Origin of the sequence: Pseudomonas sp. TJI-51 (genome assembly GCF_000190455.2) — a bacterium.
In the GTDB taxonomy this organism is placed as follows: Bacteria; Pseudomonadota; Gammaproteobacteria; order Pseudomonadales; family Pseudomonadaceae; genus Aquipseudomonas; species Aquipseudomonas juntendi.
Genome location: NZ_AEWE02000017.1, coordinates 12,767 through 36,696 on the forward strand (window position 1 = coordinate 12,767; position 23,930 = coordinate 36,696).

General features: G+C 63.2%; 19 protein-coding genes and 1 pseudogene. 11 read left to right on the plus strand and 9 right to left on the minus strand.

The annotated features are described in order from the left end of the window. Positions 1-73: 73 nt before the first annotated feature. A complete protein-coding gene (locus G1E_RS04790) occupies positions 74-892 on the minus strand; it encodes a pyruvate, water dikinase regulatory protein (protein ID WP_009684026.1) in 819 nt (272 codons plus the stop codon). A 191-nt stretch (positions 893-1,083) separates the two neighbouring features. On the opposite strand from G1E_RS04790, the gene ppsA reads away from it, so the two are divergent. The 8 genes from ppsA (at position 1,084) to G1E_RS04830 (ending at position 9,328) form a co-directional block, all read left to right on the plus strand. Further along, positions 1,084-3,459, plus strand: coding sequence for a phosphoenolpyruvate synthase (ppsA, locus tag G1E_RS04795; RefSeq protein WP_009684025.1), 2,376 nt, complete (start codon positions 1,084-1,086; stop codon positions 3,457-3,459). Between the two features lie 101 nt (positions 3,460-3,560). Next, positions 3,561-4,553, plus strand: coding sequence for an alpha/beta fold hydrolase (locus tag G1E_RS04800; RefSeq protein ID WP_232961711.1), 993 nt, complete (start codon positions 3,561-3,563; stop codon positions 4,551-4,553). 219 nt (positions 4,554-4,772) lie between these two features. Further along, positions 4,773-5,264, plus strand: coding sequence for a ribonuclease E activity regulator RraA (rraA, locus tag G1E_RS04805; RefSeq protein ID WP_009684023.1), 492 nt, complete (start codon positions 4,773-4,775; stop codon positions 5,262-5,264). Positions 5,265-5,291: 27 nt separating this feature from the next. After that, entirely contained in the window at positions 5,292-6,287 is a 996-nt protein-coding gene (locus G1E_RS04810) for a zinc transporter ZntB (RefSeq protein WP_009684022.1), read from the plus strand. Positions 6,288-6,399: 112 nt separating this feature from the next. After that, positions 6,400-6,672: a hypothetical protein gene (locus tag G1E_RS04815; RefSeq protein WP_009684021.1), complete on the plus strand. Its 273-nt coding sequence runs from the start codon at positions 6,400-6,402 to the stop codon at positions 6,670-6,672. A 2-nt stretch (positions 6,673-6,674) separates the two neighbouring features. Further along, a complete protein-coding gene (locus G1E_RS04820; RefSeq protein ID WP_009684020.1) occupies positions 6,675-7,499 on the plus strand; it encodes a mechanosensitive ion channel domain-containing protein in 825 nt (274 codons plus the stop codon). 113 nt (positions 7,500-7,612) lie between these two features. Continuing rightward, entirely contained in the window at positions 7,613-8,179 is a 567-nt protein-coding gene (gene sigX, locus G1E_RS04825; protein ID WP_003248665.1) for an RNA polymerase sigma factor SigX, read from the plus strand. A 111-nt stretch (positions 8,180-8,290) separates the two neighbouring features. Next, positions 8,291-9,328, plus strand: coding sequence for an OmpA family protein (locus G1E_RS04830; RefSeq protein WP_009684019.1), 1,038 nt, complete (start codon positions 8,291-8,293; stop codon positions 9,326-9,328). Positions 9,329-9,409: 81 nt separating this feature from the next. Here the strand turns inward: G1E_RS04830 and cobA are convergent. The 5 genes and pseudogenes from cobA to G1E_RS04855 form a co-directional block, all read right to left on the minus strand. Then, a pseudogene (cobA, locus tag G1E_RS04835) lies at positions 9,410-10,176 on the minus strand (uroporphyrinogen-III C-methyltransferase). Positions 10,177-10,203: 27 nt separating this feature from the next. Next, on the minus strand, positions 10,204-11,874 hold the full coding sequence (locus G1E_RS04840; protein ID WP_009684016.1) for a bifunctional protein-serine/threonine kinase/phosphatase: 1,671 nt from the start codon (positions 11,872-11,874) through the stop codon (positions 10,204-10,206). Between the two features lie 9 nt (positions 11,875-11,883). Continuing rightward, positions 11,884-13,095, minus strand: a complete 1,212-nt coding sequence (locus G1E_RS04845) for a NarK/NasA family nitrate transporter (RefSeq protein WP_029887899.1) — start codon at positions 13,093-13,095, stop codon at positions 11,884-11,886. Positions 13,096-13,285: 190 nt separating this feature from the next. After that, positions 13,286-13,861: an ANTAR domain-containing response regulator gene (locus G1E_RS04850; RefSeq protein ID WP_009684013.1), complete on the minus strand. Its 576-nt coding sequence runs from the start codon at positions 13,859-13,861 to the stop codon at positions 13,286-13,288. Between the two features lie 11 nt (positions 13,862-13,872). Continuing rightward, entirely contained in the window at positions 13,873-15,087 is a 1,215-nt protein-coding gene (locus G1E_RS04855) for a CmpA/NrtA family ABC transporter substrate-binding protein (RefSeq protein ID WP_009684012.1), read from the minus strand. 158 nt (positions 15,088-15,245) lie between these two features. On the opposite strand from G1E_RS04855, the gene G1E_RS04860 reads away from it, so the two are divergent. After that, the gene (locus G1E_RS04860) at positions 15,246-16,268 is read left to right on the plus strand and encodes a quinone-dependent dihydroorotate dehydrogenase (RefSeq protein ID WP_009684011.1); all 1,023 of its coding nucleotides are present in this window, start codon (positions 15,246-15,248) and stop codon (positions 16,266-16,268) included. Between the two features lie 106 nt (positions 16,269-16,374). Here G1E_RS04860 and rmf read toward each other — a convergent pair whose 3' ends face one another. Beyond that, positions 16,375-16,590, minus strand: coding sequence for a ribosome modulation factor (gene rmf, locus G1E_RS27265; protein WP_003248687.1), 216 nt, complete (start codon positions 16,588-16,590; stop codon positions 16,375-16,377). Positions 16,591-17,148: 558 nt separating this feature from the next. Here rmf and rlmKL point away from each other — a divergent pair. Continuing rightward, positions 17,149-19,341, plus strand: a complete 2,193-nt coding sequence (gene rlmKL, locus G1E_RS04865) for a bifunctional 23S rRNA (guanine(2069)-N(7))-methyltransferase RlmK/23S rRNA (guanine(2445)-N(2))-methyltransferase RlmL (protein WP_009684010.1) — start codon at positions 17,149-17,151, stop codon at positions 19,339-19,341. 94 nt (positions 19,342-19,435) lie between these two features. Continuing rightward, positions 19,436-21,826: a GGDEF domain-containing protein gene (locus tag G1E_RS04870; RefSeq protein ID WP_009684009.1), complete on the plus strand. Its 2,391-nt coding sequence runs from the start codon at positions 19,436-19,438 to the stop codon at positions 21,824-21,826. A gap of 75 nt (positions 21,827-21,901) precedes the next feature. On the opposite strand, the gene dacB is transcribed toward G1E_RS04870, so the two are convergent. Both dacB and G1E_RS04880 read right to left on the minus strand, forming a co-directional pair. Further along, complete coding sequence (gene dacB / locus G1E_RS04875) at positions 21,902-23,359, minus strand: D-alanyl-D-alanine carboxypeptidase/D-alanyl-D-alanine-endopeptidase (RefSeq protein ID WP_009684008.1); 1,458 nt, start codon at positions 23,357-23,359, stop codon at positions 21,902-21,904. 186 nt (positions 23,360-23,545) lie between these two features. After that, positions 23,546-23,890, minus strand: coding sequence for a YggL family protein (locus tag G1E_RS04880; protein WP_009684007.1), 345 nt, complete (start codon positions 23,888-23,890; stop codon positions 23,546-23,548). Positions 23,891-23,930 lie beyond the last annotated feature (40 nt).

The following is a 23,930-nucleotide window of genomic DNA, read 5'->3' on the forward strand; positions in this document are numbered from 1 at the left end:
GATCGCGTACACAGCCCCCGCTTTTTCTTGAAGCTTGAAGCTTGAAGCTTGAAGCTTGAAGCTTGAAGCTCTCCTACTTGAACCGCCGCTCCACGCCTTTCTCCACCAGGATCTTCGCCGAGATCTCTTCCACCGAAAAATGCGTGGAATTGATGTTGGGAATGTTCTCCCGGCGGAACAAACTCTCCACCTCGCGCACCTCGAACTCGCACTGGGCAAAGCTTGAGTAACGACTGTTGGGCTTGCGCTCGTGGCGGATGGCCGTGAGGCGGTCAGGGTCGATGGTCAGGCCGAACAGCTTATTGTGGTGCTTTTTCAGCACTGCCGGCAACTGCAGGCGTTCCATGTCGTCTTCGGTCAGGGGGTAGTTGGCGGCGCGGATGCCAAACTGCATGGCCATGTACAGGCAGGTTGGGGTCTTGCCGCAGCGCGACACACCCACCAGGATCAGGTCGGCCTTGTCGTAGTAGTGCGTGCGCGCGCCGTCGTCGTTGTCCAGGGCGAAGTTCACCGCCTCGATGCGTTCCATGTAGTTGGAATTGCCGCCGATCGAATGGGACTTACCCACTGAATACGACGAATGGGCGGTCAATTCCTGCTCCAGTGGGGATAAAAACGACGAAAAGATGTCGATCATGAAGCCATTCGACGTGGCCAGGATCTCACGTATGTCCTGGTTGACGATGGTGTCGAAGATGATCGGGCGCACCCCGTCACGCTCGGCCGCGGCATTGATCTGCTGGACCATGGTCCGCGCCTTCTCGGGCGAATCGATGTACGGCCGGGTGAATTTGTTGAACGGGATGCTCTCGAATTGCGCGAGCAGACTCTGGCCCAAGGTTTCGGCTGTGATACCGGTGCCATCGGAGATGAAGAACGCGGTTCGTTTCATTTGCGACCTGGGCCTTAAGCTGATGAAGATTCTTGGATATGATAAGTTCGGTTTGCCGAATGCGGCTGTCGACATTCTGCCACATTTGCAAAGCCTATTTTCCAGGTACAGGCCACAAACGCCCGGCCAAGTCATAGCGGACAGGCGGGCGCCCTTTGAGCTTTTCCAACACAGTTAGTGGAGAGATCACCTTGGTAGAGTACGTAGTTTCCCTCGATAAGCTCGGCGTCCATGATGTGGAGCATGTGGGGGGCAAGAACGCATCCCTGGGCGAGATGATCAGCAACCTTGCCGGTGCTGGTGTATCGGTGCCGGGCGGCTTTGCCACTACGGCGCAGGCGTACCGCGATTTTCTCGAGCAGAGTGGCCTCAACGACCGAATCCATGCGGCGCTCGACGCCCTCGACGTGGATGACATCAACGCCCTGACCAAGACCGGCGCGCAGATCCGCCAGTGGGTCATGGAAGCCGACTTCCCGGCGCGTCTGGATTCGGGAATCCGTACGGCGTTTGCCGAAATGGCCGCTGGCAACGACAACATGGCCGTTGCCGTGCGCTCCTCTGCCACTGCTGAAGACTTGCCGGACGCCTCGTTCGCCGGCCAGCAGGAAACGTTCCTCAACATCCGCGGCGTGGACAACGTGATCCGCGCGGCCAAGGAAGTGTTCGCTTCGCTGTTCAACGACCGTGCCATTGCCTACCGCGTGCACCAGGGCTTCGATCACAAACTGGTCGCCCTGTCTGCCGGTGTGCAGCGCATGGTTCGTTCCGAAACCGGCACCGCCGGTGTCATGTTCACCCTCGATACCGAATCGGGCTTCCGCGACGTGGTGTTCATCACCGGCGCCTATGGCCTGGGTGAAACCGTGGTACAGGGTGCGGTCAACCCTGACGAATTCTATGTGCACAAGAACACCCTGCAGGCTGGCCGCCCGGCTATCCTGCGCCGCAACCTGGGCAGCAAGGCGATCAAGATGGTCTATGGCGACGAAGCCAAGGCCGGCCGTTCGGTGAAAACCGTGGAAGTCGACCGCGCCGAACGTGCGCGCTTCTGCCTGAGCGACGCCGAGGTCAGCGAACTGGCCAAGCAGGCGATGATCATTGAGCAGCACTACCAGCGCCCGATGGATATCGAATGGGCCAAGGACGGTGACGACGGCAAGCTGTACATTGTCCAGGCCCGCCCTGAAACCGTGAAAAGCCGCTCCAGCGCCAATGTCATGGAGCGCTACCTGCTGAAAGAAAAGGGCACGGTACTGGTCGAAGGCCGTGCCATCGGCCAGCGCATCGGCGCCGGCAAGGTCCGCGTGATCCACGATGTATCGGAAATGGACAAGGTGCAGCCAGGCGACGTGCTGGTTTCCGACATGACCGACCCGGACTGGGAACCGGTAATGAAGCGCGCCAGCGCCATTGTCACCAACCGCGGCGGCCGTACCTGCCACGCGGCGATCATTGCCCGTGAGCTGGGTATTCCGGCCGTGGTCGGTTGCGGCAACGCCACCCAGGTGCTCAAAGACGGCCAGGGCGTCACGGTTTCCTGCGCCGAAGGCGACACCGGCTTCATCTTCGAGGGTGAACTGGGCTTTGACGTCAAGCAGAACTCGGTCGATGCCATGCCCGAGCTGCCGTTCAAGATCATGATGAACGTCGGCAACCCGGACCGGGCCTTCGATTTTGCCCAGTTGCCCAACGCAGGCGTGGGCCTGGCGCGCCTGGAATTCATCATCAACCGCATGATCGGCGTGCACCCCAAGGCACTGCTGAACTACGCAGGCCTGCCTGCCGACCTCAAGGACAGCGTCGACAAGCGCATTGCCGGCTACGACGACCCGGTCGGCTTCTACGTCGAGAAACTGGTCGAGGGCATCAGCACCCTGGCCGCGGCCTTCTACCCGAAAAAGGTCATCGTGCGCCTGTCGGACTTCAAGTCCAACGAGTACGCCAACCTGATCGGCGGCAAGCTGTACGAGCCGGAAGAAGAGAACCCGATGCTGGGCTTCCGCGGTGCCTCGCGCTACATCAGCGAGTCGTTCCGTGACTGCTTCGAACTCGAGTGCCGCGCGCTCAAGCGCGTGCGCAACGAGATGGGCCTGACCAACGTTGAAATCATGGTGCCCTTCGTGCGTACCCTGGGCGAGGCCAGCCAGGTCGTCGACCTGCTGGCCGAAAACGGCCTGGCCCGTGGCGACAACGGCCTGCGCGTGATCATGATGTGCGAGCTGCCGTCCAACGCCATTCTCGCCGAGGAATTCCTGGAGTACTTCGACGGCTTCTCGATCGGCTCCAACGACCTGACCCAGCTTACCCTGGGCCTGGACCGTGACTCGGGCATCATTGCCCACCTGTTCGACGAGCGTAACCCGGCCGTGAAGAAGCTGCTGGCCAACGCCATTGCCGCGTGCAACAAGGCTGGCAAGTACATCGGCATCTGCGGCCAGGGCCCTTCGGACCACCCGGACCTGGCCAAGTGGCTGATGGAGCAGGGCATCGAAAGCGTGTCGCTGAACCCCGACTCGGTACTCGAAACCTGGTTCTTCCTCGCCGAAGGCCAGGGCGCAGCCTGACGCAATAAAACGCGGGGGGCGTCTGGCGTGCCCCCGCCTGGTTTTTTCCAGGGCGAGTTCCAGCAATGGATCCCGCCCTTTTTTGTGCACCAAGCAACCTTATGCAAAGCAGTAGCCGTTTATTTCCCGTGGCCTTGCTCAGTGCCGAGCGCCGCGGCGACCTCAGTGAAGACGTGTACCGGATCAAGGCCGGCAACAGCCCTGATCCCAGTGTGGAATTGGCCGTTACCCGCCTGGGGCTGGCCGACCAGGAGCACGCCCATGGCGTGCCGGTGATTCTGCTGCATGGCAGTTTTTCCAACCGGCGTTTCTGGTATTCGCCCAAGGGCATCGGCCTGGGGGCCTATCTGGCTCGGGCCGGTTTCGACGTATGGATCCCGGAAATGCGTGGCCACGGCCTGTCGCCACGCAATACAGCCTGGCGCCACAATAGCGTAGCCGGCTATGCCCGGGACGACCTGCCAACCATCAACGCCTTCGTGCGCGAAAAAGCCGGCCAGGCGCCGCACTGGGTGGGCCACTCACTGGGTGGAACAACCTTGGTGGCAGCCTTGGGTGGCGGTTTTCTGACCGCCGACCAGGTCGCGAGCGTGGCCCTGTTCGGCACACAGGTCAGCCGTGTGTACTGGCCGTTGAAAGTCCCGCCAGTGGCCTGGGGCGCGAAGTGGCTGCTCAAGCGCTGGGGGCAGATTTCCGGGCCGCGCTTCAAGCGTGGGCCAGAGGACGAACCCCTGGGGCTGGCCCTGGAAAGCCTGCGCTGGCATGGCTTGTTCGGGCGTTTTGGCGACAAGAAGCAGGATTGGTGGGCAGGGCTGGCCGAGGTGGATGTGCCGCTGTTGGCAGTGGCCGGCGCCGGCGACTTCCAGGACCCGGTGTGGGCCTGCCGCAAGCTGTTCGAGCAGGTGGGGGGCGAGCGCAAGCAGTTCCTGCGGCTGGGGCGTGAAGAAGGTTTTGAAGCCTTCGGGCATGTCGACATGCTGGTGAGCAAGGCTGCGCAGGTGCAGGTGTGGCCGCTGGTGGAGCGCTGGCTGCGTAACCCGCTGTTGCCGGTGCATGCGTCTACAGTGGTTGCAGAGCCTGTGCCGGTCAGCTGAGTTTGCGTCGCCTGTGCTGGCCTCTTCGCGGGCGCGCCCGCTCCTACAGGTACTGCACAAGCCTGCGAACCTGTGACAATCCTGTGGGAGCCGGCTTGCCGGCGATAGGGCCGGCACAGGCAAAACACACATGACTACCTAGTCCCGGATGACTGCAATGGGCTCTACGGTGTAGCCTTGGCCGATACCCGCTTTCGTTGTGACTGACAGGAGCTTCCCATGCAGCATTACGTAACGCCCGACCTGTGTGACGCCTACCCGGACCTGGTTCAGGTGCTGGAACCGATGTTCAGCAACTTCGGTGGCCGCGATTCGTTTGGCGGCCAGATCGTCACCATCAAGTGCTTCGAGGACAACTCGCTGGTCAAGGAGCAGGTCGAACTCGATGGCAAAGGCAAGGTGCTGGTAGTCGATGGCGGTGGGTCGCTGCGTCGGGCATTGCTGGGGGATATGCTTGCCGAGAAGGCTGCCAGAAACGGCTGGGAAGGCTTGTTGATCTACGGCTGCGTACGCGACGTCGATGTATTGATCCAGACCGACGTCGGCGTGCAGGCGCTGGCCAGCCACCCTATGAAGACCGACAAGCGCGGCATCGGTGACCTCAACGTGGCAGTGACCTTCGCCGGCGTGACGTTCCGCCCGGGCGAGTATGTGTACGCCGACAACAATGGCGTGCTGGTGTCGCCAAGCCCGCTGAAAATGCCGGAGTGATGCGCCGCACGCGCTGATGGAGCTTTGATGTTCGAGGAAGACAACGCGCAGTGGGGGCTGGTGCACGCCCTGGTGCTCGATGGCAAAGGCGGCGCGCGCCCGATTGCCCGTACCGAACTGGCCGACCTGCAATTGCAGCCCCAGCAGAGCCTGTGGCTGCACTGGGACCGCAGCCATCCGCAAACCCGTACCTGGCTGCTGAATGAAAGCGGCCTCAGCGAGTTCGCCTGCGAGCTGCTGCTGGAGGAAAACACCCGCCCGCGCTTGCTGCCCATGGCCGATGAACAGCTGCTGCTGTTCTTGCGTGGGGTCAACCTGAACCCGGGTGCCGAGCCGGAAGACATGGTCTCGGTGCGCATTTTCGCCGAGGCGCAGCGGGTCATCTCGCTGCGCTTGCGGCCCCTGCGCGCCAGCGACGAGGTGCTCCAGCTACTGGAACAGGGCAGGGGGCCCACATCCGCATCCGAGCTGCTGCTGCTGATGGGGGAACTGCTGACCGAAAAGGTGCAGGGCCTGGTCAGTGACCTCGCCGAACTGGTCGACCTGGAAGAAGAAAAGGTTGAATCCGACGAACGGTATACCCCCGAACAAGGCAGCCTGCAGCAGATCCGTCGGCGGGCCGCCGGGTTGCGCCGATTCCTGGCCCCGCAACGGGAAATCTATGCCCAGTTATCACGCAGCAAGTGGAGCTGGTTCGCCTATGCCGATGCCGATTACTGGAACGAGCTGAACAACAGCCTGATCCGCTATCTGGAGGAGCTGGAGCTGACCCGCGAGCGCGCCGCGCTGGTGCTGGAGAGCGAAGACCGTCGCCGTAGCGAGCGGATGAACCGCACCATGTACCGCTTTGGCATCATCACCTGCATCTTTCTGCCGATGAGCTTCATCACGGGGTTGCTGGGCATCAACGTCGGTGGCATTCCGGGGGCGCAAAACCCCTACGGCTTCCTGTTCGCCTGCATTGTGGTGCTGGGGCTGGCGGTGGGGCAGTGGTGGTTGTTCCGCCGGTTGCGGTGGGTGTGACGCGTGGGTGGGCTGCAGGCGAACATCACACCATTCGAAACATTCGTGCCAATCGGATGTGTGACCCATCGCCGGGCCATCTCGTCTCTAGCTGACACTGCGCGAGGTGCACATGCACGATCCGTTTGAAGAATCCCTGCGCGACCTGCTCAAGGCGTCACCCTCCGGCAACGACCGGGACGACCGGGATGACGCTGCCTGCTTGGGCCGCGTGCTGAAAACCGCCAACCGCCAGGTCGGTGCGGGTGATCTGTTCAGCTTGCTTGGCCGCTGGAGCCAGGCGCTGCTGATCGCCGTGAACAATGGCTCGGCGCATGTCGCGCCGGTGCGTCGACACACTTCCCGCAACGCTGCCACTGGCAGCAAAGCAGATAAGGCCGATTGAATATGGAACTCGATCTCTGGACCCAGAGCCTGGTCACCGCGATGACCGCCCTTTGGACCAAAGTGGCGAACTTCATCCCTAACCTGTTCGGCGCACTGGTCGTGGTGCTGCTCGGTTTCGTGGTAGCCAAGCTGCTCGATACACTGCTCTCCAAACTGCTGGCCAAATTCGGCCTGGACCGCCTCATGGCCGGTACCGGCCTGACCAAAATGCTGGGCCGGGTCGGCATACAAGTGCCCATTTCCACCCTCATCGGCAAGATCGTCTACTGGTTCGTTCTGCTCATCTTCCTGGTTTCCGCCGCTGAATCGCTGGGCCTGGAGCGGGTTTCGGCGACCCTCGACATGCTTGCCCTGTACTTGCCGAAGGTGTTCGGCGGGGCCCTGGTGTTGCTGGCCGGCGTGCTGCTGGCACAGGTGGCCAATGGCCTGGTGCGCGGTGCTGCAGAAGGCATTGGCCTGGAGTATTCGGCTGGCCTGGGGCGCATCGCGCAAGGGCTGGTCATCATCATCAGCATTTCGGTGGCCATCAGCCAGCTGGAGGTGAAAACCGACCTGCTCAACCATGTGATCGTCATCGGCCTGATTACCGTTGGTCTGGCGGTTGCCCTGGCCATGGGCCTGGGCAGCCGCGAAATTGCCGGGCAGATTCTGGCCGGCATTTATGTTCGCGAGTTGTACCAGGTAGGCCAGCAGGTGCGGATTGGAGAGGTCGAAGGGCTCATCGAGGAAATCGGCACGGTGAAAACCACCCTGCTGACCGATGGGGGGGAGCTGGTGTCGTTGTCCAACCGCGAGCTGCTGGAACAGCGAGTCAATAGCCGCTAACCGCGTGAAAGCTGTTAATGTATGCCGCCGCGAAATTCGACCCACGGGGTCGCGCGGCGACATTGACCTGACTGTCGGCCAGATCCGTTTTGAATAAAGTTCCTACGCCGCCCATGCGTTATGACCCTCGCGAGCTCACCGACGAAGAGTTGGTGGCGCGTTCGCATGAGGAGCTGTACCACGTCACCCGCGCCTATGAGGAGCTCATGCGGCGCTACCAGCGGACCCTGTTCAACGTTTGTGCACGTTATTTAGGGAACGACCGTGACGCGGACGATGTCTGTCAGGAAGTGATGCTGAAGGTGCTGTACGGCCTGAAGAACTTCGAGGGTAAATCCAAGTTCAAGACCTGGCTCTACAGCATCACCTACAACGAGTGCATTACCCAGTACCGCAAGGAGCGCCGCAAACGCCGGTTGATGGATGCCCTGAGCCTGGACCCTGTTGAAGAGGCGTCCGAGGACAAGGCACCGAAGCCGGAAGAAAAAGGCGGGCTGGACAAGTGGCTGGTGCATGTGAACCCGATCGACCGCGAGATCCTGGTGCTGCGTTTTGTCGCAGAGCTGGAGTTCCAGGAGATCGCCGACATCATGCACATGGGCCTGAGCGCGACGAAGATGCGATACAAGCGTGCGCTAGACAAGCTTCGTGAGAAATTTGCGGGCCTCGATGAAACTTAGTCGTCTGCAAATATCTCTAACGAATCGGCGAGTTCTGCTAGACTTGCCGTCGAGTTGTCCCCCTTGTTTATGGTGGGACTGCTTAACTATCACCAGATGGGGATTTAACGGATGAAATTGAAAAACACCTTGGGCTTGGCCATTGGTTCGCTCGTAGCCGCCACCTCGATTGGCGCTATGGCACAAGGTCAAGGCGCCGTCGAGACTGAAATCTTCTACAAGAAAGAATTCTTCGACAGCCAGCGCGACTTCAAGAACGACGGCAACCTGTTCGGCGGTTCGATCGGTTACTTCCTGACCGACGACGTTGAACTGCGTCTGGGCTACGACGAAGTGCACAACGCTCGTGGCGATGACGGCAAGAACATCAAGGGCTCGAACACCGCCCTGGACGCCGTTTACCACTTCAACAACCCGTACGACGCTATCCGTCCGTACGTTTCCGCTGGTTTCTCGCACCAGTCGCTGGGCCAGACCGGCCGTGGCGGTCGTGACCACTCCACCTTCGCCAACGTTGGCGCCGGTGCCAAGTGGTACATCACCGACATGTTCTACGCCCGTGCTGGCGTTGAAGCCCAGTACAACATCGACCAGGGCGACACCGAGTGGGCCCCAAGCGTTGGTGTTGGTCTGAACTTCGGCGGTAGCCCGAAGCAAACCGCAGCCCCTGCTCCAGCACCTGTTGCTGAAGTTTGCTCCGACTCCGACAACGACGGCGTGTGCGACAACGTCGACAAGTGCCCAGACACCCCGGCCAACGTTACCGTTGACGCCGACGGCTGCCCGGCTGTTGCCGAAGTCGTTCGTGTTGAGCTGGACGTGAAGTTCGACTTCGACAAGTCGGTCGTCAAGCCAAACAGCTACGGCGACATCAAGAACCTGGCTGACTTCATGAAGCAGTACCCACAAACCACCACCGTGGTTGAAGGTCACACTGACTCCGTGGGTCCAGACGCTTACAACCAGAAGCTGTCCGAGCGTCGTGCCAACGCTGTCAAGCAAGTCCTGACCCAGCAGTACGGCGTAGAATCCAGCCGTGTTGACTCGGTTGGCTACGGCGAAACCCGTCCGGTTGCTGACAACGCCACCGAAGAAGGCCGTGCTATCAACCGTCGCGTTGAAGCTCAGGTAGAAGCCCAGGCCAAGTAATTGGTTTGAAGCTTCACGAAAAACCCGGCCTCGGCCGGGTTTTTCTTTGGCTGGGTTTTACCGGCCGGCGGGCCGTGGCTGTCAGCCGGTAGCGGCCACCCACTGCTGAGCCACCTGCGCCCCAACCACCTCGCCAATCACCAGGATCGCCGGGCTACGCAAGGCGAACCCACGCGCATCCTCGACCATACCCTGCACATCGCTCCTGCACTCGCGTTGCTCGGGCAGCGAGGCATTCTCGATCATGGCCACCGGCATGCCGGGTGCCATCCCCCCGTCCAGCAACCCTTGGCGGACCTGCTCCAGCCGGGCCACGCCCATGTACACCACCAACGTGGTGCCAGCCTGGGCCAATGCTGCCCAGTTCAGTGCGCTGTCATCCTGGGTATGCGCCGTCACCAGCGTTACCCCGCGGCTGACGCCCCGCGAGGTCAGGGAAATACCGCACTGCGTGGCGCCTGCCAGGCCTGCGGTGATGCCATTGACAATTTCCACCTCGATACCATGCCCCTGCAGCCACATGGCCTCCTCGCCGCCGCGGCCGAAAATGCACGGGTCGCCACCCTTGAGCCGCACCACACAGCGCCCTTGGCGGGCGTGGCGCAACATCAGGCGCTGGATGAACGCCTGCGGCGTCGAGCGGCAGGCGCCCCGCTNNGCGCGGGGCGGCAGCCGCCACGCTTGCCCACTGCAATAACCCGCGCCTGCGGGCAATGCTCCAGCACTGCCGGGTTGACCAGGTCGTCGATCATCACCACTGCCGCTTCCTGCAAGGCGCGTACAGCCTTGAGGGTGAGCAGTTCCGGGTCACCCGGGCCGGCGCCAACCAGCCACACTTTTGCATTCATTCGTGTTTCCTCATTGGCAAGGTGCATTCAGCCCTTGAGCAGGGTGAGCAGCAATATCAGGTTGATCAGTAACGACAGCACGGCCAGGGTGCGCCAGACTTTCAGTGGCTCGCGCTCAAGCAATGGCCGCGGGCGGCCGGGTAGTTCCTGGCGGTCACCCCGTTCGAGCAGTAGCAACCAGTGTTCGGCGGTTTCGAAGCGCTGCGCCGGGTCGGCGGCCACGGCCTGCTGCAGGTTGTGCTGCAGCCACTCCGGCAGGTCGGGCCGGTAGCGCGCCGGGTTGACCGGTTGGCCGAAGCGCGGCCGCTGAAAAACTTCCACTTCCCCATACGGGTAGTGCCCGGTCAGCAGGTGATACAGCGTCACGCCTGCGGCATACAGGTCCTGGCGTGGGCTGGGCGGCTGGCCGTCGAAGGCTTCCGGGGCGATGTAGGACGGGGTGCCGGGCAAGGCATGTTGCGGGTCTTCGCAGAGCCCGGGGCAGTACGCCAGGCCGAAGTCCAGCAGGCGCAACTGGCCATCGCCGCCCAGGTGCAGGTTGTCGGGCTTGATGTCGCGGTGCAGCAGGTTGCGCCGGTGCAGCACCCCTACCGCCTGTAGCAACTGCCGGGCGAGCTCCAGCCACTGGGCCAACGGCAGTGGGCCATTTTCGGCCAGCAGTGCGGCCAGGCTCTGGCCCGGGTATTCGCGCATCACGTAGTACAACTGCTGGCGCTGGCTGCAGGCGTGCAGCTCGGGAAAGTGCCGGCCGGCGACCCTGCGCATGAACCATTCTTCGAGCAGCAGGCCCTGCGCCGCACCAGGCTCCTGCCGCCGCTCGGGCGGCAAGGTCTTGAGCAGCCACGCCTGGCCCTGGCCATCGCGCACCCGGTACAACAGGGACTGACGGCTGTGTGCGCGCAGTTGTTCGACCTGCCAGCCATCGATCGACTGGCCTGCCCGTAACGGCTCGGGCACGGGCCAGTGCTGCAGTTGGGCCAAGGTGTCACCAAGGTTCGCCGTGCCCGGTTGTTCGACCTGCACCAGCATGGCGCTGGCGTTATCCTGGCTACCGTTGAGGTGGGCGCTGGCAACCAACGTGTCCACGGCCAGCTGCAGGTCGGGTTGCTCGCGCAGCACCGCCTGGATGTGCTGGTCGCCCAGGCTGGCCCACACACCGTCGCTGACCAGCAGATAACATTCACCCGGCTGCAATTCGCCTTCCAGGTAATCCACCAGCAGATGCTGGTCCAGGCCCAGCGCGCGTTTGAGTACATGCTGCATGCCGGGCTGGTCCCAGACATGGTCTTCGCTCAGGCACTGCAGCTGGCCGGCGTGCCAGCGATACACCCGGCAGTCGCCTACGTGGGCCAGGGTGAAGCGCCGCCCGCGCAGCACCAGTGCGCTGAGGGTGGTCAGCAACGGCTGGCCATTCCCTTGGGCGCGCAGCCAGCGGTTCTGTGCCAGCAGCAGGCGGTCGAGGGCCTGGGCCACGCCCCAGGTGGCCGGCGTGGCGTAGTAGTCCAGGGCCAGCGCCTGCAGGCTGGCCCGCGCGGCAAGGCCGCCGTCGGCACATTGGCTGACCCCGTCGGCCAGGGCGAACAGGTAGCCTTTGCTGGCGGCCAGTTCGGGCGCCGGGGTAACCAGGCGCAAGGCATCCTGGTTTTCCGCGCGCGGCCCAGTGGCGCTGGCCTGGGCAAAGCTCAGTTGCAGGCTCATGGGTGTGCCTCAGACCCGCGCAGCGGTCACGGCCGCCGAGCCCCAGGTGGTGCGCCAGCGTTGTTTCACGCCGTGCAGGCCGAACCAGGCCAGCAGGCCCAGGCTTGCGAACAGCCACAACCCCAGTTGGTAGTCGCCAGTGTGCTGCTTGATGGTGCCCAGCCCCGCCGCCAGCAGGAAGCCACCCATACCACCGGCCATGCCGATCAGGCCGGTCATCACGCCGATTTCCTGGCGGAAGCGTTGCGGCACCAGTTGGAACACTGCGCCATTGCCGGCACCCAGGCCGAGCATGGCGCTGACGAACAGGGCCAGGGCGGCGGCCGCGGAGGGCAGGTTGAAGCCGACGGCAGCAATGCAGACGGCCGCTACGCTGTACATGCCCAGCAGCGTGCGGATGCCGCCAAAGCGGTCGGCCAGGGCGCCACCGAGCGGGCGCATCAGGCTGCCGGCGAACACGCAGGCCGCCGTGTAGTAGCCGGCGGTGACCGGGCTCAGGCCGTACTGATCGCTGAAGTAGCCGGGCAGGGCGCTGGCCAGGCCGATGAAACCACCGAACGTGACGCTGTAGAAGAACATGAACCACCAGCTGTCGCGGTCGCCCAGTGCCTTGAGGTAGTCGGCCATGGCTTTGGGCTTGGGCCGTTGTGGGGCGTTACGTGCCAGCAAGGCGAAGACCACCAGCGCCAGCGACAGTGGCAGCAGTGCAAAGCCGAAGACATTGTTCCAGCCAAAGCCGGCTGCCAGTGCCGGGGCGAGCAGGGCCGCGAACACCGTGCCCGAGTTGCCAGCCCCGGCGATGCCCATGGCCTTGCCTTGATGCTGTGGCGGGTACCACTGCGAAGCCAGTGGCAGCGACACGGCGAACGAGGCGCCGGCAAAACCGAGGAACACGCCCAGCAGCAGTGCCTGTTCATAGCTGTGCACGCCCAGGCGCCAGGCAGCGGCCAGCGCGACGATGACCACTACTTGGCCGATCAGGCCGGCGGTCTTGGGCGACAGGCGGTCCACCAGCACGCCCATGGCAAAGCGCAGGATGGCCCCGGCCAGGATCGGCACCGCCACCATCAAGCCCCGCTGTTGTGCGCTCAATTGCAGGTCGGCGGCAATCTGCACCGCCAGCGGGCCCAGCAGGTACCAGACCATGAAGCTGAGGTCGAAGTACAGGAACGCGGCGAACAGCGTGGGCACATGCCCGGATTTCCAGAAGCTGGTACTCATCGAACACCTCACTCGGTCATGCAACGGAACGAAAAAGACGCCGCCACCCGCTCCACGGCTGTGGAGGGGTGAGCGACGTCTTTGTCGGAATTTAAGTGGGGCAACCGCCGTTGGTTACCGGTGCGTTTTGTTCAGCAAGAGATGGGCCAACTGTGCCTGGGCAGGGTGGCCAGGCAGTGCACCTGCCCCCTCAGCCGAGCATCTCGTGCATGGCGATGATCTGCTCGGCCACCTGGATCAGCTTCTGTTGGCGGCTCATGGCCTGGCGGCGCATCAGGGTGTAGGCCTGTTCTTCGTTGCAGTCTTTCATTTTCATCAGCAGGCCCTTGGCTTGCTCGATACGCTTGCGTTCAGCCAGTTGCTGGTCGCGTGCCAGCAACTGGGCGCGCAGGGCCTGGTCGCTTTCGAAGCGAGCCATGGCCACGTCCAGAATCGGCTGCAACCGCGCCGCATGGATACCTTCCACGATATAGGCACTGACCCCTGCCTGGATCGCCTGGCGCATCACCCCGGGGTCGTGTTCGTCAGTGAACAGCACGATCGGTCGGGGTTGGTCACGGCTGACCAGCACCACATGCTCCATCACATCGCGGTCCGGTGAATCGGTATCGATCAGCACCACGTCCGGGCGCACCGTTTCGACGCAGGCGGGCAGGTCGATGGTCAGGCCTGGGGCTTCGGTGACGTCGAAGCCGGCCTCGGTCAAAGCGGCCTTGAGGCGGCCTAGTTTGCTCTGGGTGTCGTCGATCAGCAGGATGCGCAGCATGGTCGTTCCCCTTACCTGCCAACCTGGGCGTCGGGCAGCTCGCCCAACGCATGCAGGCTGAAGCTACGGGCATAGCCGTAGGGGTCGCTGCCGTCCCAGCGGCCACCGTCTATCAGCAGGCTGCTGCGCATGGGGTGCGCCGGGCATGCCACGCCCAGGCTCTGGGCGGCCTCGGTGTACAGCGCCAGGTGCTGGACCTGGCCCGCGACCTGGAGGTAATCCGGGTCTTCGCGCAGCAGGCCCCAGCGGCGAAACTGGGTCATGAACCACATTCCGTCGGACAGGTATGGGAAGTTGGCTCGGCCCTGGTCGAACAGGCGCAGGGCGTGCGGGTCTTGCCAGTGGTTGCCCAGGCCGTCCTGATAGTGGCCCAGCAGGCGTGGCTCGATGCTGGCCAGCGCGGTGTCCAGGTACGCGCTGCCACTGAGCAGTTGCGCGGCGCTGCGGCGGTTGTCCGGGTTTTGCTCGATGAACCGGCTGGCAGCGAGGATTGCCTTGATCAATGCGCGCGCGCTGTTGGGGTATTGTTCGGCGAAGGCCCGGGCACAGGCCAGGACCTTTTCCGGGTGGTCGGGCCAGATCGACTGGCTGGTGGCCAGGGTAAAGCCCTGGCCTTTGGCTACCGCGTCAGCGGCCCACGGCTCGCCGACGCAGAAGCCGTCGATGCGCCCGGCCTGGATGTGTGCGGCCATCTGCGCAGGCGGTACGACTACGCTGTCGACGTCACGCAAAGGGTGGATGCCCTGGCTGGCCAGCCAGTAATACAGCCACATGGCGTGAGTGCCCGTGGGGAAGGTCTGGGCAAAGGTCAGCCGCGGGCCATGTTGGTGCACCAGCCGCGCCAGTGCCTCAGGGTTGGTCACGCCTTTGCGTTGCAGGGTCGGGGACAGGTTGATGGCCTGGGCGTTCTGGTTCAGCCCCATGAGCACGGCCATGTCGCTGCCCGGCACACCACCGATGCCCAGGTGCACGGCGTAGACCAGCCCATACAGGCAGTGCGCGGCGTCCAGTTCGCCACTGACCAGTTTGTCCCGCAGGCCGGCCCACGAGCCCTGGCGCTTGAGGTTGAGGGTCAGGCCGTGCTGCTGGGCGAAGCCCTGGGTGGCGGCGACCACGACCGAGGCGCAGTCGGTGAGACCCATGAAACCGATATTGAGGCTGGGTTTCTCCGGCGCGTCGCTGCCGTTGACCCAGGCCAGGGGCGTTGCTCGGGGTGCAGTGTTCACAAGGTTCCTCGCCCATACTGATAAGGCTGTGGGCAGTTGGGGTGCAACCGATGTGCCATTTACGCGACCACCTCGCCCCATGGCCCCACGATGTGCTGTCATGCCGGCGCCGCGCTGGCTATAATCGCCCCCTCACTCACCCTGAGCCTTGCCCGCCCATGTATACCCTGGCCCGCCAGCTGCTGTTCAAGCTTTCCCCGGAAACTTCCCACGACCTGTCCCTGGACCTGATCGGTGCCGGTGGCCGTCTTGGCCTAAACGGCATGCTGTGCAAGCAACCGGCGGCGTTGCCGGTTTCGGTCATGGGCTTGAACTTCGCCAACCCGGTCGGCCTGGCCGCCGGCCTGGACAAGAATGGCGCGGCCATCGACGGCTTTGCCCAGTTGGGCTTCGGTTTCGTCGAAATCGGCACCGTCACGCCGCGCCCGCAGCCGGGCAACCCCAAGCCTCGGCTGTTCCGCCTGCCGCAGGCCACCGCCATCATCAACCGCATGGGCTTCAACAACCTGGGGGTCGATCACCTGCTGGGTCGTGTTCGTGCGTCGCGTTACAGCGGTGTGCTGGGTATCAACATCGGCAAGAACTTCGACACCCCGGTCGAGCGCGCGGTCGACGACTACCTGATCTGCCTGGACAAGGTATACACCGCTGCCAGCTATATCACGGTCAACGTCAGTTCGCCGAACACCCCGGGCCTGCGCAGCCTGCAGTTCGGCGATTCGCTCAAGCAGCTGCTCGATGCCCTGGCCGAGCGCCGTGAGCAGTTGGCTGCTGAACATGGCAAGCGCGTGCCGCTGGCGATCAAGATCGCCCCGGACATGAGCGACGAAGAAACCGCCCTGGTGGCGGCTGCATTGATGGAGTCGGGCATGGATGCGGTGATTGCCACCAACACCACGCTGGGCCGTGAGGGTGTCGAAGCGCTGCCGTATGGGGGCGAGGCAGGTGGCCTGTCAGGCGCGCCGGTGCTGGAGAAGAGTACCCATATCGTCAAGGTGCTGGCGGGCGAACTGGGTGGCAAGTTGCCGATCATTGCCGCCGGTGGCATCACCGAAGGGCGCCACGCTGCCGAGAAGATCGCTGCTGGGGCGAGCCTGGTGCAGATCTATTCGGGCTTCATTTACAAGGGGCCGGCACTGATTCGCGAAGCGGTGGATGCGATCGCGGCGATGCCGCGCTAGTTTGGCGCTTTGCCAGCCCATTAAAAAGGGCCCCTTGAAGGGGCCCCTGGGCCTACGCCCGCCGCCCGATTGGGGCGTGCATGTAAATCGAATTCAGTGTCCTCGATCAGCCTACGGCGTGATTTTCGTTGAGTCTATGGATGCCAGCGGTGCCAGTCATTCCGTCCCAGTTATCGCCGCGACCTTCACGCCAGCCGTTGATCCAGGCTTGGCGAACAGAAGGAAGATTGAACGGGCAAAGTTCGCGGGATTTGCCGGTGACCCCGTATTGGTAGCCACGTGAATATGCTCTTTCCAACGGATCACGCTTAAGTCTTCTCATAGGGTGTTGCCCTCACTTGTTGACTGTAATGTCCCGTCGGCCTCTCCGAGGCCGGGCAGAGTCTTTCTGCCGGTTTGCGCTCGCTGCCGGCGTCGCGAGCTGAATGTGCCGCCTCGTTGCGAAGCGGCCTGAGACCAGTTCTATCGAATGCGAGTCACGGTGTGAATGATCGATTTGTCATAACGACGTAACGTTTGTGAGGGTGTGGGGATAAGTAAAGAAATGCGACTCAACCTTGTTTAGCGTTGAGCCCGCTACGATCGGGGTTTGCCGATCATTGACGTCATTTTGCCAGCGTCACTCAAGGAACAGAGAAATAATTTGAAATGCGACGAAGGGTCACATAGGGCTCTACGTCGCCAGAATTTTTCGTACTGCCTGATGATCTAAGCTGTCTTTGCCACCCGGCAAAGTGCAGATCTGTCAGGTGGCCCGGCCCGCTGCGGCACACGTTGTGCCCAACCGGCCACCTGCACGCCTGCTGGAAAGGCGTGCGGGCAAACATCGCGGGGCGATGCGTCGCCTCGTCAGTCAATAGCCCAAGGCTCTGGAATATTCATGTCGGACCGTTTCGAACTCTACCTCACCTGCCCCAAAGGCCTTGAAGGCCTGCTTGCCGAAGAGGCCAAAAGCCTTGGCCTGGACGAAGTGCGTGAGCACACCTCGGCCATCCGCGGCGCCGCCGACATGGAAACCGCCTACCGCCTGTGCATCTGGTCGCGTCTGGCCAACCGTGTGCTGCTGGTGCTCAAGCGTTTTTCCATGAAGAACGCCGACGACCTGTACGACGGCGTGCACGCCGTCGACTGGGCGGACCACCTGGCGGCCGATGGCACCCTGGCGGTCGAGTTCAGCGGCCATGGCTCGGGCATCGACAACACCCATTTCGGTGCGTTGAAGGTCAAGGATGCTATCGTCGACAAGCTGCGCAACCGCGAAGGCCTGCGCCCGTCGGTGGAAAAAATCGATCCTGACGTTCGCGTGCACCTGCGCCTGGAGCGCGGCGAGGCGATCCTGTCCCTCGACCTGTCCGGGCACAGCCTGCACCAGCGTGGCTATCGTCTGCAGCAGGGCGCCGCGCCGCTCAAGGAAAACCTGGCGGCCGCTGTGCTGATCCGCTCCGGCTGGCCGCGTATTGCCGCGCAAGGTGGCGCGCTGGCCGACCCGATGTGCGGTGTAGGTACGTTTCTTGTGGAAGCCGCCATGATTGCTGCCGACATTGCGCCCAACCTCAAGCGTGAACGCTGGGGTTTCAGCGCCTGGCTCGGCCATGTGCCGGCGCTCTGGCGCAAGGTGCATGAAGAAGCGCAGGCACGGGCCCAGGCTGGCCTGGCCAAACCCCCGCTGTGGATCCGTGGCTACGAGGCCGACCCGCGGCTGATTCAGCCGGGCCGTAACAACGTGGAGCGCGCAGGCCTGGGTGACTGGGTGAAAATCTACCAGGGCGAGGTCAGCACCTTCGAGCCGCGCCCGGACCAGAACCAGAAAGGCCTGGTCATCAGCAACCCGCCCTACGGTGAGCGCCTGGGCGACGAAGCCAGCCTGCTGTACCTCTACCAGAACCTGGGTGAGCGTCTGCGCCAGGCGTGCATGGGTTGGGAGGCTGCGGTATTCACCGGGGCGCCGCAATTGGGCAAGCGCATGGGCATTCGCAGCCACAAGCAGTACGCGTTCTGGAACGGCGCGTTGCCGTGCAAGCTGCTGTTGTTCAAGGTGCAGCCTGACCAGTTCGTCACCGGTGAGCGCCGCGAGGCACCGGCCGACACCCGTGAGGTCGGCCAGCAGGTGCCCGTCACCAGCGAGCCGGCACGCCTGTCGGAAGGGGCACAAATGTTTGCCAACCGCCTGCAGAAAAACCTCAGGCAACTGGGCAAATGGGCCCGACGCGAGCAGGTCGACTGCTATCGCCTGTACGATGCCGACATGCCTGAGTATGCCCTGGCAGTCGATCTGTACCACGACTGGGTACACGTGCAGGAATATGCCGCACCACGCTCGGTGGACCCGGACAAGGCCCAGGCGCGCCTGCTCGATGCCCTGGCGGCCATTCCGCAGGCATTGGGCATTGCCCCGCAGCGCGTGGTGCTCAAGCGCCGCGAGCGGCAAAGCGGTACCCGCCAGTACGAGCGTCAGGCTACCGAGGGCCGTTTCCAGGAAGTCAACGAAGGCGGCGTGAAGTTGTTGGTCAACCTCACCGATTACCTCGACACCGGCCTGTTCCTCGACCATCGTCCGATGCGCATGCGTATTCAGCGCGAAGCAGCCGGCAAGCGCTTCCTCAACCTGTTCTGCTACACCGCCACGGCCACCGTGCACGCGGCCAAGGGTGGGGCGCGCAGCACCACCAGCGTCGACCTGTCGAAAACCTACCTGGACTGGGCGCGACGCAACCTGGCGCTCAATGGTTATTCCGAGCGTAATCGGCTGGAGCAGAGTGATGTCATGGCCTGGCTGGAGGGTAACCGCGACAGCTACGACCTGATCTTCATCGACCCGCCAACCTTCTCCAACTCCAAGCGGATGGAAGGTGTGTTCGACGTGCAGCGTGACCACGTGCAGTTGCTGGACTTGGCCATGGCCCGCCTGGCGCCCGGTGGCGTGCTGTATTTCTCCAACAACTTCCGTAAGTTCCAGCTGGACGAACACCTGATGGCGCGCTACGCCGTGGAGGAAATAACGGCCCAGACCCTGGACCCGGATTTCGCCCGCAACAATCGCATCCACCGCGCCTGGCGCTTGCAGCTGCGCTGAGCCGACGGGGTACATTGCGCGGGTAGTGGCCAATAGCTATAACTTGGTTCATGGCTGGATAATCCGCAGGACGCTGACGTGACGAGACGTGTGTATGTCAAAGTGTGGCGTGCTTGCGCGGGTGCCTGGCCTGCGCGCAGAGGCGATGTCCGCCTGGGTGATGGCCTTGATTGCGCTGCTGGCCGGCGGCCTGCTGACGGCCGCCCTGGCCCTGGCCACGCAGTCGTTGTACAACCAGCAGCTGCGCCAGCGCTTCGAGTTGCTGGCGGGCGAGCGCTTTGGCCGCATCGCCGAGCGTTTTGCCGAACAGCAGCAGCGCCTGGATGGGCTGCGCTGGTTTTTCAGCTATTCCGATGAAATAACCCCCCGGGAATTTGCCGGTTATGCCCGGCCGCTGCTGCACCGTACCCAGGCCTATGCCTGGGCCCCGCGTGTAGAGGCTGCGCAGCGCGCCATATTCGAACGCCAGGCCAGCACCCTTGCTGGCCCGGGCTTTATGATTCGCGATCAGGACCCGCAGGGGCAGTGGCGCCGCGCCCCCGCGCGCGACCTGTATTTTCCCGTGCTGTATAGCGCGTCAGGCACCTTGCCGGGGCTGCCATCTGGTCTCGACCTGGCTGCGCAGGATGCGGCCCGGGCAGTGCTTGCGCGGGCGCTGGTGCCGGGGAGCATGGCGGTGTCGCAGCCGCTGAAGTTGAATGCCAGCGAACCGGGCGTGCGCGGCCTGATGATGGTGGCCCCGGTATTCGCCGTTGCCACGCCCCACGGCGTGGCAGCGGGTTATGTGCTGGCCCTGTTGAGCATGCCTGAGCTGATCGGCGATGGCCGGCCAGTGGCGCCTGACGATAACCTGGTAACGCGCCTGGTTGACCCGTCCGGGCGGCAGGGCCCAGAAGTTCTGTACGACTCCAACAACCCCGTGGCGCCCCTGTCGCTGGTCACCGATCAGGTGTTGCACCTGGCGGACCGCCAGCTGCTGCTGAGTATCCGCCCCAGCCTGGCATTCCTGCAGGCCAACCGTTCTTCGGCGGTGCTGGCAGTCGGTGCACTGGGCGGTTTGCTGAGCCTGCTGCTGAGCGTGCTGTTGTTCAACCTGTTCAGCCAGCGTCAACGGGCCTTGGCCCTGGTTGCACAGCGCACCGCAGCGCTGCAGGTCAGCGAACAGTCGCTGCGTGGCACCCACAACCAGCTGCGCAGCGTGCTGGATGCCGCGACCCAGGTTGCGATCATCGCCACCAACCTCAAAGGGGTGGTCAGCACCTTCAATGTCGGTGCCGAAATCATGCTCGGTTACCCGGCCAGTGAAGCCATTGGCCGCCTGCGCCTTGAGCAACTGGTGCTGGCCGAGGAGCTGAGCCAGCGTGCGCATGCCTTGAGTTTGCGCTTTGGCCGCACCATTGCGGGGGGCCATGCACTGTTTGCCGAAACCGTATACGAACAGGGCGCCGAGCCAGGTGAGTGGACCTTGGTACGCGCCGACGGCAGCCAACTGGTAGCCAACATGTTGGTGACCGCCATGCTGGACGACCAGGGTTTATGGGTGGGTTACCTGGCCATCTGCATCGACGTCACTGAGCGGCGTCGGGTACATGAGGCATTGGCTGCGCGTGACCGGTTGCTGGAAAAACTCAGTGCCGAAGTACCGGGCGGCATCTACCAGTACAGGCTGGATGCAAACGGCCATTCGTGTTTCCCCTATGCCAGCAAGGGGCTGTACGACATTTATGAGCTTGACCTGCAGCAGCTGCGCGAAGATGCCGCCGCAGTGTACGAGCGCATTCACCCTGATGACCTGGAGCGGGTGAGCCGTTCGGTGCGCTACTCGGCCGAGCACCTGACGCCATGGCGCGAGGAGTACCGCGTGTGCCTGCCCCGGGCGGGCTTACGCTGGGTGCGTGGCGAGGCAACGCCGGAAGTGGGCGAGCAGGGCTGTACCTTGTGGCATGGCTACCTGACCGATATTTCCGATCTCAAGGGTGTGGAACACGAGTTGCGCAGGCTGTCGGTGACCGATTCGCTGACCGGCATCCATAACCGCCGTTACTTCCAGGAACGGCTGAAAAACGAGTTGGAGCGTGCCCAGCGAGATGGCCAGGCGCTGGCGGTGATCATGCTCGACATTGATCACTTCAAACGCATCAACGACCGTTTCGGCCATGCGGTCGGTGACCGGGTGCTGCGTAGCCTGTGCCAGCGCATCGGCCAGCGCTTGCGGCGGACCGATGTGTTCTGCAGGCTGGGCGGGGAGGAGTTCATGGTGCTGTGCCCGGGCACTGATGCCGAGCAGGCGCGTGTGCTGGCGCTGGAGCTTTGGCAGGGCGTGCGCAACGACCCGGTAGACGGCGTGGGCCAAGTCACCGCGAGTTTCGGCGTGGCCGGGTGGCGGCCGGGAGAGGGCGCCGACGCGTTGCTGTTGCGCGCCGATGCCGGGGTTTATGCGGCCAAGCAGGCCGGGCGGGACCGGGTAGAGGGGGAGTCTGCCTGACCGCGCTGCCAGGTGCTGGCCACTGCATCTTCAGCGCCTGTGAGATCGAGCGCCGCGCGGGCGGCGCTCGACGCATCAATTGGCAGCGGTGCTGCCGGCCAGCTTCGGCTGGCGGTACAGGTCCAGCAGCACCTGGTCCAGCACCTGCGAAGCACCCCAAGGTTTCGGGTCGTTGAGGATCGCCGCCACCGCCCAGGTGTGGCCGTTGCTGTCGCGGCTGAAACCGGCTATTGCGCGCACCGTGTTCAGGGTGCCGGTCTTGATGTGCCCTTCGCCGGCCATGGCGGTGCGCTTGAGGCGCTTGCGCATGGTGCCATCCATGCCCACCAGCGGCATCGAACTCATGTATTCGGCAGCGTAGGGGCTCTTCCAGGCTGCCTGCAGCATCTCGGCCATTTCCCGGGTGCTGACGCGCTCGGCTCGCGACAGGCCAGAACCGTTTTCCATCACCAGGTGCGGCGCGGTAATGCCTTTTTTCGCCAGCCACTGGCGTACCACGCGCTGTGCGGCACGCGCATCGTCGCCATCGGCATCGGTGCGGAACTGTGCGCCAAGGCTGAGGAACAACTGCTGGGCCATGGTGTTGTTGCTGTACTTGTTGATGTCGCGGATCACTTCGACCAGGTCTGGGGAGAAGGCACGTGCCAGCAGGCGGGCACTCTTGGGCACGTTCTCGACACGGTCGCCGCCCTGGATGGTGCCGCCCAGCTCGTTCCAGATGGCACGTACGGCACCGGCCGCGTAAGTCGGGTGGTCAAGCAGGGCCAGGTAAGTCTGCGAGTTACAACCGTCACCCAGTTGGCCGCTGACCGTCACACTGATGCCGTTGGCCTGAGGCACTGGGTTGTAGCGCACATCGCCACTGCATTGTTTCGAGGCCACAGGCTTGACCTGGTTGTCGATGCGGATGCTGGCAATCGGTGGCTCCACCGCAATGGTGACCTTGCCGCCATCGTTGCGGGCAACAAAGCGCAGGGCCTTGAGGTTGACCAGCAGCGAGTCGGGCTTGACCAGGAACGGCTTGTTTTCGTCACCGCCGTCGTCGTTGAACTGGGGCAGGTTGGGTTGCACGAAGTGGCTACGGTCCAATACCAGGTCACCGGTGACGGTGCGCACACCATTGGCGCGCAGGTCACGCATCAGCAGCCACAGCTTTTCCATGTTCAGCTTGGGGTCACCGCCGCCTTTGAGGTACAGGTTGCCGTTGAGCACCCCGTTGCTCAGGGTGCCGTCGGTGTAGAACTCGGTCTTCCACTGAAAGGTCGGGCCAAGCAGCTCGAGGGCTGCGTAGGTGGTAACCAGTTTCATGGTCGAGGCCGGGTTTACCGACACGTCGGCATTGAACACGGTGGGAATACCGGGGCCATCCAGGGGCAGCATGACCAGCGACAGTGCGGTGTCTTGCAGTTTGTTGGCTTTGAGCGCCTGCTGCACTTTGGCAGGCAAGGTGGTGTTGACGGCTGCGGCTTGGCTGGGCAAGGCGAAGGGCAATAGCAGGCCGGCGAGTACGAGGGGACGAAGCGTTTTGATCATGGTGAGCAAATACCCTGCAGCGAGGGAAAAGGACATTGGGGCTGTAAGCGATGATGGCCCCACGAGCTAAAGAAACCGCATTATGCCCCAAGCGTAGCGACGATGCGCCACGTTCGACGGAAAACCATCGCCAATAAAAAGGCCACCTCGAGAGGTGGCCTTTCTTCGATCGAACCGGGCTGAGGGTTACTCAGCCTTGTTGATCGGCTTTTCCGGGTACCAGGCGTCCAGCAACGGGCTGACTTCGATCTTGGTCAGTTCGCTGCGGCCTTTGAGCCAGGCTTCGACGGCGGCGCGTTGTTCTTCGCTGACCGAGCCGCGTTTGACCGAGCACACCAGGCCGTAATCGTCACCGCCTACATAATCCAGGCCGTTGGCGTCCATGGCTTCAGCCAGGAACGCGTCGAGGAAAGCATCGATTGCCTGGTCATCCAGATCTTCCTTGAATTCCAGGTTCAGCTCGAAGCCCAATTCCTGAAACTCGTCGACACACAGCTTCTTGCGCAGACGACGGGAGCGGTTTGTGGCCATGAAACAATCCTCTTAGGTAATAACGCCGCGCAGTCTACCA